The 15,716-nt window shown below is 69.9% G+C and carries 15 protein-coding genes; all 15 read right to left on the reverse strand.

The features are described from left to right. Positions 1-11 precede the first annotated feature (11 nt). The 15 genes from nuoK to KBX46_RS12310 all read right to left on the reverse strand — a co-directional run bounded on the left by nuoK (position 12) and on the right by KBX46_RS12310 (position 15,321). Positions 12-329 (reverse strand): NADH-quinone oxidoreductase subunit NuoK, encoded by a 318-nt coding sequence (gene nuoK / locus KBX46_RS12240; protein WP_088951135.1) that lies wholly within the window; start codon positions 327-329, stop codon positions 12-14. Positions 330-387: 58 nt separating this feature from the next. Then, positions 388-1,158, reverse strand: coding sequence for an NADH-quinone oxidoreductase subunit J (locus KBX46_RS12245; protein ID WP_099849918.1), 771 nt, complete (start codon positions 1,156-1,158; stop codon positions 388-390). Continuing rightward, positions 1,155-1,796 carry an NADH-quinone oxidoreductase subunit NuoI gene (nuoI, locus tag KBX46_RS12250; RefSeq protein ID WP_088951133.1) on the reverse strand — a complete coding sequence of 214 codons (642 nt, stop codon included), beginning with the start codon at positions 1,794-1,796 and terminating at the stop codon, positions 1,155-1,157. The genes KBX46_RS12245 and nuoI overlap by 4 nt, the downstream gene beginning before the upstream one ends. Before the next feature lies 1 nt (position 1,797). Continuing rightward, positions 1,798-3,150: an NADH-quinone oxidoreductase subunit NuoH gene (gene nuoH / locus KBX46_RS12255; protein ID WP_210792569.1), complete on the reverse strand. Its 1,353-nt coding sequence runs from the start codon at positions 3,148-3,150 to the stop codon at positions 1,798-1,800. Continuing rightward, on the reverse strand, positions 3,147-5,654 hold the full coding sequence (locus KBX46_RS12260; RefSeq protein ID WP_210792570.1) for an NADH-quinone oxidoreductase subunit G: 2,508 nt from the start codon (positions 5,652-5,654) through the stop codon (positions 3,147-3,149). Before KBX46_RS12260 ends, nuoH begins: the two co-directional genes overlap by 4 nt. Next, on the reverse strand, positions 5,654-6,970 hold the full coding sequence (gene nuoF / locus KBX46_RS12265) for an NADH-quinone oxidoreductase subunit NuoF (protein ID WP_210792571.1): 1,317 nt from the start codon (positions 6,968-6,970) through the stop codon (positions 5,654-5,656). The genes KBX46_RS12260 and nuoF overlap by 1 nt, the downstream gene beginning before the upstream one ends. Continuing rightward, on the reverse strand, positions 6,967-8,190 hold the full coding sequence (nuoE, locus tag KBX46_RS12270) for an NADH-quinone oxidoreductase subunit NuoE (protein WP_210792572.1): 1,224 nt from the start codon (positions 8,188-8,190) through the stop codon (positions 6,967-6,969). The genes nuoF and nuoE overlap by 4 nt, the downstream gene beginning before the upstream one ends. Then, positions 8,187-9,512, reverse strand: a complete 1,326-nt coding sequence (locus tag KBX46_RS12275; RefSeq protein ID WP_141907602.1) for an NADH-quinone oxidoreductase subunit D — start codon at positions 9,510-9,512, stop codon at positions 8,187-8,189. Before KBX46_RS12275 ends, nuoE begins: the two co-directional genes overlap by 4 nt. After that, a complete protein-coding gene (locus KBX46_RS12280; protein WP_099849906.1) occupies positions 9,509-10,246 on the reverse strand; it encodes an NADH-quinone oxidoreductase subunit C in 738 nt (245 codons plus the stop codon). The genes KBX46_RS12275 and KBX46_RS12280 overlap by 4 nt, the downstream gene beginning before the upstream one ends. Continuing rightward, complete coding sequence (locus KBX46_RS12285; protein ID WP_030486262.1) at positions 10,243-10,920, reverse strand: NADH-quinone oxidoreductase subunit B family protein; 678 nt, start codon at positions 10,918-10,920, stop codon at positions 10,243-10,245. The genes KBX46_RS12280 and KBX46_RS12285 overlap by 4 nt, the downstream gene beginning before the upstream one ends. A 14-nt stretch (positions 10,921-10,934) precedes the next feature. Then, positions 10,935-11,300: an NADH-quinone oxidoreductase subunit A gene (locus KBX46_RS12290; RefSeq protein ID WP_007454588.1), complete on the reverse strand. Its 366-nt coding sequence runs from the start codon at positions 11,298-11,300 to the stop codon at positions 10,935-10,937. 135 nt (positions 11,301-11,435) lie between these two features. Beyond that, on the reverse strand, positions 11,436-12,713 hold the full coding sequence (locus tag KBX46_RS12295) for a geranylgeranyl reductase family protein (protein ID WP_088951125.1): 1,278 nt from the start codon (positions 12,711-12,713) through the stop codon (positions 11,436-11,438). A gap of 139 nt (positions 12,714-12,852) precedes the next feature. Then, positions 12,853-13,077, reverse strand: a complete 225-nt coding sequence (locus tag KBX46_RS12300) for a hypothetical protein (protein WP_088951124.1) — start codon at positions 13,075-13,077, stop codon at positions 12,853-12,855. An 87-nt stretch (positions 13,078-13,164) separates the two neighbouring features. Continuing rightward, complete coding sequence (locus KBX46_RS12305; protein WP_088951123.1) at positions 13,165-13,875, reverse strand: demethylmenaquinone methyltransferase; 711 nt, start codon at positions 13,873-13,875, stop codon at positions 13,165-13,167. 165 nt (positions 13,876-14,040) lie between these two features. Continuing rightward, positions 14,041-15,321, reverse strand: coding sequence for a cell wall anchor protein (locus KBX46_RS12310; RefSeq protein WP_210792573.1), 1,281 nt, complete (start codon positions 15,319-15,321; stop codon positions 14,041-14,043). Between the last annotated feature and the right edge of the window lie 395 nt (positions 15,322-15,716).

Consider the following 15,716-nt stretch of genomic DNA (forward strand, 5'->3'; position numbering starts at 1 on the left):
GGTGGACCCCTCTAGTACTTGAGCAGGTTGGCGTCGTCGACACTCGCCGAGCGTCGCGTCCGGAAGATGGACATGATGATCGCGAGCCCGACCACGACCTCGGCCGCCGCCACCACCATCACGAAGAACGCCATGATCTGGCCGTTGAGGTCACCGTTGATCCGGCTGAAGGTGACCAGCGTCAGGTTGGCGGCGTTGAGCATCAGCTCCACGCACATGAACAGCACGATCGCGTTGCGCCGGATCAGCACCCCGGCGGCGCCGATGGTGAAGAGCACCGCGGCGAGGACGAGGTAGTAGGTCGGCTCGACCGAGAAGAACGTTCCCATTACTTGGTTTGCCTTCCGTTCGCGACTGCGGGGCTCCGCTCCGCTGCACTCCTCGCGCTCACCGGTCCGTGCCCTTCAGAGACGTCTCCTCGGCGGTCAGCTCGCGCTGCGGAAGGATCGCCGGGGTGCTGCGGTCGGTCAGGCGGCCGTCGGGCAGCCGGGCCGGGGTGGCCACCGAGGACGAGGTCGCGAAGACGCCGGGGCCCGGCTTCGGCCCGGGGTAGTTGCCCGGGGCGAAGCGTGCCTTCATGGTCGACACCTGGTCGACCTTGTCCTGCTTACGCCGCTCCACGTGGGCCAGCACCATGGCACCGACCGCCGCGGTGATCAGCAGCGCCGAGGTCAGCTCGAACGCGAAGACGTACTTGGTGAACAGCAGCCGGGCGATGCCTTGCACGTTCCCCTCGGCGTTGACCTGCTCCAGGCCGACAGTGTTGGTCTGGTCCAGCGCCTGGTACAGGCCGGTGCCGACCAGGCCGGCGAAGCCCAGGCCGAGCACGATCGCGGCGACGCGCTGGCCGCGCAGCGTCTCGATCAGGGAGTCCGTGGAGTCCCGACCGACCAGCATCAGCACGAAGAGGAACAGCATCATGATCGCGCCGGTGTAGACGATGATCTGCACCATGCCGATGAACGGACCGGCCTGGAGGACGTAGAACACGCCCAGACAGAGCATGGTCAGCACCAGCCACAGCGCCGAGTGCACGGCGTTGCGCGCGGCCACCATCCCGATCCCGCCGAGAAGCGCGAGCGGGGCGAGGATCCAGAAGGTGACCGCCTCGCCGGTGGAGACCGAACCCGCCGCGGCGAGCACCGTAGACGTGGTCATGCTTCCTCTCCCTTGCCGGCAGCCGCGCGCTGGGCGGCCTGCTCGGCGCCCGGGAACGTCACGCCGGGGTGCTCCTCGACCTGGTAGCGGCCGGGACCCATCGGGGACGTCTCCGCACCGGCGGAGGTGCCCGGGTTGTCCAGCGCGCCGACGTAGTAGTCCTTCTCGCTGTCACCCAGCCGCATCGGGTGCGGAGGCTGCTCCATGCCCTCCAGCAACGGCGCGAGCAACTGCTCCTTGGTGAAGATGAGGTCCTGCCGGTTGTCCCGGGCCAGCTCGTACTCGTTGCTCATGGTGAGCGAACGGGTCGGGCAGGCCTCGATGCACAGCCCGCAGAAGATGCAGCGGGCGTAGTTGATCTGGTAGATGCTGGCGTACCGCTCACCCGGCGAGAAGCGCTGCTCGTCGGTGTTGTCGCCACCCTCGACGTAGATCGCGTCCGCCGGGCAGGCCCAGGCGCACAGCTCGCAGCCGATGCACTTCTCCAGGCCGTCCGGGTGCCGGTTGAGGATGTGCCGCCCGTGGTAGCGCGGCGCCGACACCGGCGGCTTGAACGGGTAGTCGGTCGTGACGACCTTCCTGAACATGTGCGAGAAGGTGACACCGAATCCCTTGAACGTTCCGGTGATCGCGCCCACGTCACACCTCCCTGGAGTCCGAGCCGGCAACGATGTTGGCCGGCTCCCGCTCGGCGACCACGCGCGTGATGCGCGGGCTCGGTGGTACCTGAAGATCCATCGGTGGCAGCGGGAAGCTCCCGTACGGCCGGTTGTCGACCTGTTCCTGAGTTGTCGGCTTCGGCTGCGGCCGGCGGCTGGGCCAGAACAGCGTGGCGATCAGCAGCAGGCCGGCGGGGATGCCGACCGCGATGACCTTGCCGCGGGTGTCCCAGTCCTCGATGGAACGCAGGCCCGACAGGACCAGGATCCAGACCAGGTTGATCGGCAGCAGCACCTTCCAACCGAGGCGCATGAACTGGTCGTAGCGCAGCCGGGGCAGCGTGCCGCGCAGCCAGACGAAGACGAAGACCAGCGCGATCACCTTGCCGAAGAACCAGAGCATCGGCCACCAACCGGAGTTGGCGCCCTCCCAGATGGTGATCGGCCAGGGTGCCCGCCAACCGCCCAGGAACAGCGTGGTGGTGACCGCGGACATGGTCACCATCGCCACGTACTCGCTGAGCATGAAGAGCGCGAACTTCAGCGAGCTGTATTCCGTCATGAAGCCAGCGACCAGCTCGGACTCGGCCTCGGGCAGGTCGAACGGCGCCCGGTTGGTCTCACCCACCGTGGCGATGAAGAAGATGATGAAGCTGGGCAGCAGCAGGATGGCGTACCAGCCCGGCGCCGGGATCTCGGTGCCCATGATGGTCAGCCGCGTGGCGTCACCCTGAGCGGCGACGATCCCGCTGGTGCTCATCGTGCCGGCGGTCATGAAGACCGCCACGATGCTCAGGCCCATGGCGACCTCGTAGGAGATCATCTGGGCGGTCGACCGCAGACCACCGAGCAGCGGGTACGTCGAGCCGGAGGCCCAACCACCCAGCACGATGCCGTAGACGCCCATCGACGAGCAGGCGAGCAGCAGCAGCACCGCCACCGGCACGTCGGTGACCTGCAACGGCGTGTGGTGGCCGAAGATGCTCACCATCGGGCCGAAGGGCACCACCGACAGCGCGGTGACCGCACAGATCACCGAGATCGTCGGGGCGAAGAAGTAGACGACCTTGTCGGCCGCCTTCGGCAGGATGTCCTCCTTGAAGGCCATCTTCAGGCCGTCGGCGAGGGTCTGCAGCAGGCCGAACGGGCCGACCTGGTTGGGGCCGGGCCGCACCTGCATGTAGCCGACCACGCGCCGCTCGAACCAGACACCGAGCAGGGTGGCCAGCAGACCGAAGGCGAACGCGAAGACGATCTTGCCGAGAACCAGCCACCACGGATCCCGGCCGAAGTCGGCAAGCGTTGGATCCTGGGCCAGGATTGACGAAGTCACTGGTTACCCCCGGAGTTGAGGAGCGGACCCGGGAGCCCGGTCTCGTCGGCCGCCACGCGCCCGGCCGGAATGGCCGTGCTCGGTGCGGGAACGGAGATCCGGACGACAGTGCCGGACGTCGCCCCGAGGCTGCGTCGCACGGTCGAGCCGGGTGAGTTGGTCGGCAACCAGACCACGCCGTCCGGCATTTCGGTGAGCTCCGCCGGCAGGGTCAGTGCCCCCCGGTCGGTGCCGACCGTGACCGCGTCGCCGTCGGCGACACCGAGTGCCTCGGCGGTGCCCTTACCCAGCCGGACCACCGGCGGGCGGGCGGTGCCCGCGAGGTTCTCGTCGCCTTCGGTCAGGCTGCCGAGGTCCACCAGTTGGTGCCAGGTGGCCAGCACGGCCTCCCCGGCAGCCGGGTGCGGCACCCGGCCCGGCGCCACCGACGGTGCGGACGGCCGGGACGTACGCGTCGCCGGCAGCGTGCCCAGCTCACGACGCACGCTCGGCACATCCGCCGTGCCGAGCCGCACGTCGAGCAGCGCGGCCAGCGCGTCGAGCACCCGACCGTCGGTCATCGCGGCGGTGTTCAGAACGGCCTCGAACGGGCGCAGCCGACCCTCCCAGTCCAGGAAGCTGCCGGCCTTCTCGACCACCGGGGCGACCGGCAGCACCACGTTCGCCCGCCGGGTCACCGCGCTGGCGCGCAGCTCCAGGCTGACCAGGAACGGCACCGCGTCCAGGGCGGCCTCGGCCAGTCGCGGGTCGGCCAGGTCGGCTGGGTCGACGCCGCCGACGACCAGCGCGCCGAGCTGCCCGTTGGCCGCCGCAGTGAGGATGCCGTCGGTGTCCCGCCCGGCCTGGCTCGGGATCACCCCGGCCGGGATGTCCCACGCCTCACCCAGCTCGGCGCGGGCGGCCGGCTCGGTCACCAGCCGTCCACCGGGGAGCAGGTTGGGCAGGCAGCCCGCGTCGACAGCGCCGCGGTCACCCGCGCGCCGCGGCACCCACACCAGCTTCGCGCCGGTACGCCGCGCCACGTCCGCCGCTGCGGAGAGCCCGCCCGGCACAGTGGCCAGTCGCTCGCCGACGATCAGGATCGCGCCCGGTGCGCTCAGCGCCTCGGCGACCGTGGCGTGCTCGGCGAGCACGCTGGCCTCCTCGCCCGGCACGACCCGGGCCAGCTTGGCACCGAGCTTCTCCAGGCCACGGGTGGCGAACGGCGCCAGCGCGTACACCGTCAGGGTCTTCTTCAGGTACGCCTTGCGCAGCCGCAGGAAGAGGATCGGGCACTCCTCCTCCGGCTCCAGGCCGACCAGCACCACCGCCGGCGCGTTCTCCACGTCGGTGTAGGTGACGTCGGTGACCCCGGCGACCGAGCTGGCCAGGAAGTCGGCCTCCTCGCGGGAGACCGGCCGGGCCCGGAAGTCGATGTCGTTGGTGGTAAGGGCGACCCGGGCGAACTTCGCGTACGCGTACGCGTCCTCGACGGTCAGCCGGCCGCCGGTGAGCACCGCCGTGCCCTGCCCGCTCTCCCGAGCAGTGTGCAGGCCCTCGGCGGCCACGGTGAGCGCCTCGCTCCAGGACGCCTCGCGCAGCTCACCGGTGTGCTCGTCGCGGACCAGCGGGGTGGTCAACCGGTCGGCGGCCCGGGTGTACTGGAAACCCCACCGGCCCTTGTCGCAGTTCCACTCCTCGTTGACCTGCGGCTCGTCGCCGGCCAGCCGGCGCAGCACCTTGCCGCGCCGCCAGTCGGTGCGCTGCCCGCAGCCGGCCGAGCAGTGCTCGCAGACGCTCGGGCTCGACACCAGGTCGAACGGGCGGGCCCGGAAGCGGTACTGCGCACCGGTCAGCGCGCCAACCGGGCAGATCTGCACGGTGTTGCCGGAGAAGTAGGAGTTGAACGGGACGTCACCGGCGTCGCCCTCTTCGCCGTACGCGTCGTCCCGGTAGATGTTGATCTCCTCGGCGGACGACCGGCCCATCAGGTCGATGAACTTGTCGCCGGCGATCTCCTCGGAGAACCGGGTGCACCGCTGACAGAGCACGCACCGCTCGCGGTCCAGCAGCACCTGGCTGCTGATCGACATCGGCTTCTCGTACTCCCGCTTGTGCTCGTGGAAGCGCGAGTCGGTGCGGCCGGTGGACATCGCCTGGTTCTGGAGCGGGCACTCACCGCCCTTGTCACACATCGGGCAGTCCAGCGGGTGGTTGAGCAGCAGCAGCTCCATCACCCCCTCCTGCGCCTTCTTGGCCACCGGGGAGGTGATCTGCGTACGCACGACCATGCCGTCGGCGACGGTCTGGGTGCAGGAGGCCACCGGCTTGCGCTGGCCCTCCACCTCGACCAGGCACTGCCGGCACGCGCCGGCCGGGGCCAGCAGCGGGTGGTCGCAGAACCGGGGGATCTCGGTGCCCATCTGCTCGGCGACCCGGATCAGCAACGTCCCCTTGGGGGCGGTGACCTCGACGCCGTCGATGGTGAGCGTGACGGTCTCGGTCTGCTTGGCTACGTCGGTCATCAGTGCGCCCCTACCAGGGTCTTCTCCGACAGCTTGGGTGCGGTCCGACCCTCGATGTAGTCGAGGTAGTCCTGCTTGAAGTACTTCAGTGACGAGGTCACCGAGCTGGTCGCGCCGTCACCCAGGCCGCAGAACGAGCGGCCGAGGATGTTGTCGCAGGTGTCCAGCAGGGTGTCCAGGTCTTCGTGGGTGCCAAGACCTGCGAGGATCCGCCGGTAGACCCGAACCATCCAGTAGTTGCCCTCGCGGCACGGGGTGCACTTGCCGCACGACTCGTGGTGGTAGAACTCCAGCCACCGGTACGTCGCGTAGACCGGGCAGTCCTGGTCGGAGAAGATCTGGGTGGCCGTGGTGCCCAGGATCGAGCCGGCCGCCGCCACCCCCTCGAAGTCCAGTGGCACGTCCAGGTGCTCGGCGGCGAGCAGCGGGGTGGACGAGCCGCCCGGGGTCCAGAACCGCAGGTTGTGCCCCGGCTGCATGCCACCGGCGAGCTCCAGCAGCTCGCGCAGCGTGACACCCATCGAGCACTCGTACTGGCCCGGGTTGACGATCCGACCGGACAGCGAATAGATCATCGGCCCGGAGGACTTCTCGGTGCCCATGCTCTTCCACCAGTCGGCCCCGCCGAGCACGATCGGCGGCACGCTGGCGATGGTGCCGACGTTGTTCACCACCGTCGGGCTCGCGTACAGGCCGTGGGTGGCCGGGAACGGCGGGCGCAGCCGGGGCTGCCCCCGGAAGCCTTCCAGCGAGTCCAGCAGCGCCGTCTCCTCGCCGCAGATGTACGCCCCGGCGCCGGAGTGCACCACCAGCTCCAGGTCGTAGCCGCTGCGCAGGATGTTCCGGCCGAGGTAGCCCTTGTCGTACGCCTCCTGGACCGCGTTGCGCAGCCGACGCGCGGCGTGCACCGCCTCGCCCCGGATGTAGATGTAGGCGCGGTTGGCCCGGATCGCGTACGACGCGATGATCACGCCCTCGACCAGCGCGTGCGGGTCGTGGGTCATCAGCGGCAGGTCCTTGCAGGTGCCCGGCTCGCCCTCGTCGGCGTTGACCACCAGGTAGTGCGGCTTGCCGTCGCCCTGCGGGATGAAGCCCCACTTGAGACCGGTGGGGAAGCCGGCGCCACCCCGGCCGCGCAGCCCCGAGTCCTTGATCAGCTGGATCAGGTCGTCCGGGTGGGCCTTGAGCGCCTTGCGCAGTGCGGCGTAGCCGTCCAGTTGCTCGTACGTGCCGATACGCCAGGCGTCCGGCGACAGCCAGCGCTTGGTCAGCACCGGCGTCAGCTTGGCCACGGTCTCCGGGCGGGGAGTGGTCACTTCTGGGCCCCCGTTTCGTTCGCGTCCGCCGGTCCGGCGCCGTCGGCGTCCGTGCCAGCCTTCGCTTCGGTGAGGTTGCGCTCCTGCGCCCCGGCCTCGTCGCCGGCGGGCTTGCCGTCACCGGCCGGCGCGTTGGCCGCCACACCGGCGGCCTCGGCCGACCGTGCGTCGCCAGCCTCAGGCGCGGTGCCGGTGCCGTCCGTCGGGACCTTGGTGCCAGGGGCATCCGGCACCGCCGTGCCCGCGTCCGGCTGCCGGGTCTCGGCGGTACGCACCTGCGGCGACTTGTCGTCCGGTGCCTTGACGTCCCGGGTGGTGCTGCCACTGGCGTCTGCCGGCTTCGCCGGCCCGGTGGCCTCCGCCGGCTTCGCCGGCCCAGTGGCGTCTGCCGGCTTCGCCGGCTCGCCGACCCCGGCCGCCCCCGTCGGGGCGGACGCCCCGTCGCCGCCCTTGATCGGTGCCGCGCTGGCCTCGACGGGCGCCGGCTTGGCGGCCTCCGCCTTCGCCTTCGCCTCAGCGGCGGCCTTGTCGGCCTCGGCCTTGCTGCGGATCGGGGTGTTCGGGTCGAAGCCCGGCACCGAGACGCCGTGCTCCTGCGCCAACCGCAGCCCGCGCAGGGTGGGCTCACCCGGCCCACCGTCGGCGACCGCGCCCTCGCGCTCGTCGGCGAAACCGGCGAGCTGCACCGCCATTTCCTTGAGGGTGCAGAGCCGGGCACCGCGGGTCGGCATCGGCCGCCCGCCCGCCCGCAGCTCGTCGACGACACCGACCGCTGTGGACGCGTCCACGCCGTCGAAGAAGTCGTAGTTGACAGTCATCACCGGGCCGTAGTCGCACGCCGCCAGGCACTCGGCGTGCTCCAGCGTGATCGTGCCGTCGGCGGTCGTCTCGTCGTGCCCGACGCCCAGGTGCTCGGACAGGGTGTCGTAGACCTCCTGGCCACCGAGCACGTTGCACATGGTGTTGGTGCAGACGCTGACCAGGAAGTCACCGGTCGGCTTGCGCTTGTACATCGTGTAGAAGGTCGCGACCGCGCCGACCTGGGCCTTGTTCAGCCCCAGGACCTCGGCGCAGAACGTGACCCCGGCCGGGGAGACGTACCCCTCCTCGGCCTGCACCAGGTGCAGCAGCGGCAGCAACGCCGAGCGGGACCGGTCCGCCGGGTAGCGGGCGATGATCTCGCGCGCCCGCTCCCGGGTCTCGTCAGTGAAAACACTCATCGGTCACAACCACCCATCACCGGGTCCAACGAGGCACCGCCGGCGATCACGTCGGCGATCAGACCGCCCTCGGCCATCGCCGGGAGGGCCTGGAGGTTGACGAAGCTGGGCTCGCGGTAGTGCACCCGGTACGGCCGGGTGCCACCGTCGGAGACCGCGTGCACGCCCAACTCGCCCCGGGGAGCCTCGATCGCGACGTACACCTGGCCCGGCGGAACCCGGAAGCCCTCGGTCACCAGCTTGAAGTGGTGGATCAGCGACTCCATCGACTGACCCATGATCTTCGCGACGTGCTCCAGCGAGTTGCCCATGCCGTCCACGCCGATGGCCAGCTGCGCCGGCCAGGCGATCTTGCGGTCGGCGACCATCACCGGACCCGGGCGGAGCCGGTCCAGGGCCTGCTCGACCAGCTTCATCGACTCCCGGATCTCGGCGAGCCGGACCTGGTAGCGGCCCCACACGTCACCGTCGGGGTGGGTCGGCACGTCGAACTCGTAGTTCTCGTAACCGCAGTACGGCATGGTCTTGCGCAGGTCCCAGGCGAGACCGGCGGAGCGCAGCACCGGCCCGGTGATGCCGAGGGCCACGCAGCCGGTCACGTCCAGCACCGCGACGTTCTTCGTCCGCTCGGTCCAGATCGGCTGGCCGGAGAGCAGGTCCTCGTACTCCTTGAGCTTCTTCGGCATCATCTTGAGGAACTCGCGGATCTTGACGATCGCCTCGTCCGGCACGTCCTGCGCCACACCGCCCGGCCGGACGTACGCGTGGTTCATCCGCAGACCGGTGATGGTCTCGAAGATGTCGAGGATGTACTCCCGCTCGCGGAAGCCGTACAGCATGATCGAGATCGCGCCCAGCTCCATGCCGGTGGTGGCCAGCCAGACCAGGTGCGACGAGATCCGGTTGAGCTCCATCATCAGCACGCGGATGGTGGTGGCCCGCTCGGTGATGTCGTCGGTGATGCCGAGCAGCTTCTCGACGGCGAGGGCGTACGCCGTCTCGTTGAAGATCGGGGCGAGGTAGTCCATCCGGGTCACGAACGTCGAGCCCTGAACCCAGTTGCGGTATTCGAGGTTCTTCTCGATGCCGGTGTGCAGGTAGCCGACGACGGAACGGGCCTCGCGGACCGTCTCACCCTCCAGCTCCAGGATCAGCCGCAGCACCCCGTGCGTGGACGGGTGCTGCGGACCCATGTTGACGACGATCCGCTCGTCGTTGATCGGGTCGGTGCCCGAGACGATGGTGTCCCAGTCCCCACCGGTGACGGTGAAGACCCGACCCTCGTCGGTCTCGCGCTCGCTGGCGTAGTTCGACGTCGTCACTGGTACGACCTCCGCTCGTTCGGCGGCTGGATCTCCGCGCCCTTGTACTCGACGGGCACACCGCCGAGCGGGTAGTCCTTGCGCTGCGGGTGACCCTCCCAGTCGTCCGGCATGAGGATCCTGGTCAGGTTGGGGTGGCCGTCGAAGACGATGCCGAACATGTCGTACGCCTCGCGCTCCTGCCAGTCCGCCGTCGGGTAGATGGCGGTCACGCTGGGCAGGTGCGGGGCCTCGACGGAGACCGCGGCCTCCAGCCGGACCCGCCGGCGGTAGGTCATCGAGGTGAGCAGGTAGACCACGTGCAGCCGCCGCTCGTCAGCGCCCAGGTAGTCCGCGCCGGACACCGACGAGCACAGCTCGAAGCGCAGCGCCAGGTCGTCGCGCATCACCTGGCAGACCTCGGCGATCCGTTCCGGGCGGATGTGCAGCGTCAGCTCACCCCGGTCGACCACGACCTTCTCGATCGCGTCGCCGAAGGCCGGGTAGGCCTCCTCCAACGCGTCGCGGACCTCGTCGAAGTAGCTCCCGTACGGACGGGACGCCTCCTCGATGGGCTGGCGCTGGCGGACCAGGCCGCCGTAGCCGGACACATCGCCGGTGCCCTGGTTGCCGAACATCCCACGCCCGGCCGGGCTGGCCGGCGGGAACTCGGCGGGGGCACCACTGGTGGCGCCTGCCGGCACCACCGGCAGCGGTACGCCGCCGTCGTTGGGCTTGTCCGTGGGTGACGTCATTTGGGGCCTGCCTGCGGGTGGAGGTGGTTCTGAGCGTTCATCCAGTTCTCGATCCGCAGCTGCTCCTCGCGGCCCTCGCGGACCGCCCGGGTCCACTCGGCACGCCGGGCCTTGTCGCTGCGGTACGAGGAGGGCATGGAGCCGTAGGGCACGACCGGAACGTCGCCGCGCTCCTGGCGGGCAGCCAGCATCTTGCGGCCGTTCGGGCCCAGCGGCTCATACATGATCTTCTCGCGGAGCTTGAGGATCGCGTCGATGAGCATCTCCGGCCGGGGCGGGCAGCCCGGCAGGTACATGTCGACCGGCACCACGTGGTCGACGCCCTGCACGATCGCGTAGTTGTTGAACATGCCGCCGCTGCTGGCGCAGACGCCCATCGAGAGCACCCAGCGGGGCTCGGCCATCTGGTCGTAGATCTGGCGCAGAACCGGGGCCATCTTCTGACTCACCCGGCCGGCCACGATCATCAGGTCGGCCTGCCGGGGCGACGCCCGGAAGACCTCCATGCCCCAGCGGCCCATGTCGTAGTGCGGACCACCGGCTGCCATCATCTCGATGGCGCAGCAGGCCAGGCCGAAGGTAGCGCCCCACACGGACGACTTCCGGGACCAGTTGACCAGCTTCTCCACCGAGGTGAGCAGGACGCCGGCGGGAAGCTTCTCCTCGATGCCCATCTGACGTTCCTTCCTCAGTCCCAGTCCAGGCCGCCGCGCCGCCACACGTAGGCGTACGCAACGAAGACCGCGACGATGAACAGGACCATCTCCACGAAGCCGAAGATCGGCAGAGCGTCGAACGAGACCGCCCAGGGGTAGAGGAAGATGATCTCGATGTCGAAGACGATGAAGAGCATCGCCGTCAGGTAGAACTTGATCGGGAACCGGCCGCCGCCGACCGGCTGCGGGCTGGGCTCGATGCCGCACTCGTAAGCCTCGAGTTTGGCCTTGTTGTAGCGACGGGGACCCGCGAAGCGGGCGGCGCCGACGGAAAACAGCGAGAACGCCGCGGCGAGGGCGAACAGCCCGATGATCGGTGCGTAAGGCGAGAGCGACATCGTTTTCTCCTGCTCGTCCTTCCCTGCCCTCGGTGCTTGACGAAAATCACACTATTCACGTCCCTCGCAGTGGCAGTCGGCGGGGGTCGATCTTTGTCGGCGTCGGGGCTGTGACCAGCACCGATGCCGTCCTACTTATACGGCTGGAGCTGCCTTCGTCATCGCGTTGATGACCCGGTCCATCGCATCCCCGCCACGCGGGTCGGTCAGGTTGGCCAACAGCTTGAGGACGAAACGCATCAGCGTCGGGTGCGGCATGCCGTGTTTGGTGGCGATCCGCATGATCTCCGGGCGGCCGATCAGTTTCACGAAGATGCCGCCCAACCGGTAGTAACCGCCGAGTCGGGCCTTCAGCTCGTTCGGGTACGCCATCAGCGCCCGCTCCCGCTCCGGGCCGGCTGGCCGGGCGAGGGCCTGGACGATGGCCTCCGCGGCCAGTTCGCCGGACTCCATCGCGTACGCGATGCCTTCGCCGTTGAACGGGTTGACCATGCCGCCCGAGTCACCGACCAGCAGCACGCCACGGGTGTAGTGCGGCACCCGGTTGAAGCCCATCGGCAGCGCGGCGCCGAGGATCGGGCCGTCGGCGTTGGTCTCGTCGGTCATCCCCCAGTCCTCGGGGGTGTTGGCGAGCCAGTCGGTGAGCAGCCGGCGGTAGTTGGTCTTGCCGAACGCCGAGGACGAGTTGAGCACGCCGAGACCGACGTTGACCCGACCGTCACCCAGGCCGAAGATCCAGCCGTACCCGGGCAGCAGGTTGTCGCCGCTGTCCTTGCTGCGCAACTCCAGCCAGGACTCCAGGTAGTTGTCGTCGTGCTTGGCCGGCGAGCGGTAGTAGCGGCGGACGGCCACGCCGATCGGCCGGTCCTCCCGCTTGGCCAGCCCGAGCGCGAGCGGGAAGCGGCCGGAGACCCCGTCCGCCGCGACGACCAGCGGGGCGTGGAAGGTGGTCGGCTCCTTGCCCGGCCCGACCTCCGCCTCGACGCCGGTGACCCGGCCGTCGCCGTCGAGCACCGGGCCCAGCACGTTGACGTTGGTCCGCAGCTTGGCACCGGCGGCCACCGCCTGCCGTGCGAGCAGGTCGTCGAAGTCCAGTCTCGTACGCACCAGGCCGTAGTTGGGGAAGCTCGCCAGCTCCGGCCAGTCCAGTTCCAGGCGCACCCCGCCACCGATGACGCGCAGGCCGCGGTTGTGCAGCCAGCCCGCCTCGGGCGAGGTGTCCACACCCATCCGGATGAGCTGGCGGACGGCGCGCGGGGTCAACCCGTCGCCGCAGACCTTCTCCCGCGGGAACTCGGTCTTCTCCAACAACAGCACCCGTACGCCGTGCCGGGCCAGGTGGTACGCAGTAGCTGATCCACCGGGACCGGCGCCCACGACAATGACGTCGGCGTCGTGTTCCACCGGGGTCATTCGCGCCTCCTCCCGCACGCTCGTGAAATGCTTCACAAGCCAGACGGGACGAGTGTATGACCGGCGTCATACCAGCGCAGGATCAGGGGTACCTAACTCGCCGATGTGACAGTCCCCGACCGTCCACAGCAGTCAGGTGTCAGGCCGAGCTGGAGGCGTCCAGTCCCGCATCGACCCGGATTGTCTCCGGCAGATGCTCACGGAGCGCGCCGCCCGCCGCCCGGTCCAGTGCCGCCAACACCTCGGCGACCACCAGCCGAACCTCCACCGGGTCGGCTCCGGCCAACGCGCGCAACTGCGCGATGAGTTCGGCCGCGTCGTCGTCGGTGGCGGCCACCGGGTCCGCCGGGTCTGCTCCGGTCATGCGATCGAGCGTACGGGGCAAAGTGGACTAAAGACCGATATTAACGAAACCTGAATAATGTCCGTGCCGTCCCGTGTCGATCGCGGACTACTCGCGGATGCCCCGATGCAGGGCAACCACACCACCGGTCAGGTTGCGCCACGCCACTCGTCCCCACCCGGCCGCGGCGATCCGCCCGGCAAGCGCGGCCTGCGCCGGCCAGGCCCGGACCGACTCGGCGAGATAGACGTACGCCTCGGGGTTGCTCGACACCGCTCGGGCGACCACCGGCAGTGACCGCATCAGGTACGACAGGTAGACCGTCCGGAAGGCCGGGTTGACCGGGGTGCTGAACTCGCAGACCACAAGTCGCCCGCCCGGCCGGGTGACCCGGGCCAGCTCACGCAGGGCCGCGTCGGTGTCGTTGACGTTGCGCAGCGCGAAGGAGATGGTCACCGCGTCGAAGCTGGCGTCGGCGAACGGCAACCGCAGCGCGTCGCCGGCCAGCAGCGGCACCTCGGGGCGGGCCCGCTTGCCGGCGTACAGCATGCCCAACGACAGGTCGGCGCCCACCGCGTACGCCCCGGACTGCGCCAGCTCCCGCGTCGAGACGCCGGTGCCCGCGCCCACGTCCAGCACCCGCTCACCCGGCCGCAGCCCCAGCGCCGCCCGGGTGGAGCGACGCCACGAGCGATCCTGACCCAGCGAGATCACCGTGTTGGTCAGGTCGTAACGCTCCGCCACGCCGTCGAACATCGCGGCGACCTCGTGCGGCTGCTTGTCCAGACTGGCTCGCTGGCCCTGCGGGGTACGGCTCACCCCTCCACTCTGCCAGCCGGCCGACGAGCGCCGCCAGCTGGGTGCGGTGCCGTCGCACGGGTACGCGAAAGGGCGGGGTGGTCGCCCACCCCGCCCTCGCGTCGTGCCAGGTCCGCCGCCGTTGCGCCTCGTGTCGAAGCGCCTCGGGTCAGCGGCGCGGTGTCATCAGTCGGTCGACTTCTCGTCGCCCGGAGCGACCAGGACGACCTTGCGCCGACGGGAGAGCACCAGCAGCGCCCCGCCCACGAGCAGGATGATCGCGCCGATGCCGCCGATCAGGCCGACCTGCACACCGGTCACCGGCAACCCACCACCGCCGGCGCCACCGCCACCGGCGGCCGGCGACGTGGTCGTGCCGGGCGTCGTCGTGCCGCTCGGGCTCGGCGTGCCGTCCGGCGTCGGCGTGGCGGTGGGCGTCGGGGTCGCGGTGGGCGTCGGCGTGGGGGTCGGGGACGGCTGGGTGGTCAGGTCGACGAAGACGTCGAAGATCGCCTGGTTGTCACCCTCGTCGACCTCGGTGAAGGCCTTCCGCTGGGCGCTGGTCGCCGGCTCCGGCTCCTCCTCGGGCTGGCCCGTCGCCGCGTCCAGACCATGCGCGACCAGCTCACCAACGCGCAGCACCGGCTCGGTGACGTTCGTGCCGACCGTCACCTTGATGTCCGCCGTGTAGTACTCACCGGGCTTGATCACCGCGCCGTCGTCCTGGCAGAGCGCCTGGGCGACGCCGCCGAAGGTCTGCGCGACGCAGGTGTCCGGCAGGGTGGCGAAGGTGACCCCGGCCGGGAGCGTGAGCACGTAGGACAGGCCGGTGGCCTTGCGGCTGCCGTCGTTGTAGACCGCCCAGTCCAGTGGCACCGTCTCGCCGCGCCGGACCGGCCTGAGGTCGGGGTCGTCGCCCTGGACGCCGTTCACCACCACGTTCGCGTTGACGTCCTGCACCCAGCTGGTCAGGTCGTAGCCGGGCTTCGCGACGGTGATGTCGTGCTCGACCGTGTTGTCCTCGCGGTTGGGGTCGGCGGTGGCCGATTTGATGGTGACCACCAGCGTGCCGGCCTCACCGCGGCCACCGGTGGAGAAGAGCGGGATGCCGAAGTCTTCGCTGGTGCCGGCGGCCACGTCGCCGAGCTGGCAGGTGAAGGTCCTGCCCTTCACCTGGCAACCGTCGGGCACCAAGACCCCGACCCGGCCCTTGCGCAGGTTGCTGGTGTCCACGGTGTAGCTGACGCCCTTGGCGGCGACCGTGCTCCGGGTGTTGTCGACCAGGAACTTGAACGGCTTGGCCTTGGCCGCCTTGACGCCCTTGGCCAGCTCGTAGCTGAGCGGCACCAGCGCCAGGTCGGCCTGGTCGGCGGCCTGCGCCGGGGCGGCCACGGTGGCCAGGCCACCTGCCGCGAGCAGAGCCACAACGCCGGCGCGCGCCAGGGCCGAGCGGTGGAACGCTGTCATCAGTCCCCCGGGGGTAGGGAAGAAGAATGGTTGCGGAACGGAGCGGACGCTATCGAAGGTCGATCTCTTACGCCAGCTGGGGAGGGCGTTTTCATCCATCCGGCCCGAGCTGGGCAGACGGTACGGGCGGGATGGTCACCCATCCCGCCCGTACCGCCGTGCGTTATATGAACGACCCTCAGCGGGCCGATGGAGGACAGCCCACGGCCATCAGACCATCCGCCACCAGCACGGTCGCGCCGTTCTCGGCGGCCGACTGTGGCAACGGATACGAGGCGCGACGCTAGCCGTCGACGATCATCTCCACCACCCCCGCGACGAACAGCCTGACGCTGCGGCGACGGGGACCACCCGTACCGCCGACCCGACCAGGCGAGAGCATGAGCCTCGGTCAG

The organism is Micromonospora sp. C81, assembly GCF_018070425.1.
In the GTDB taxonomy this organism is placed as follows: Bacteria; Actinomycetota; Actinomycetes; order Mycobacteriales; family Micromonosporaceae; genus Micromonospora; species Micromonospora zamorensis.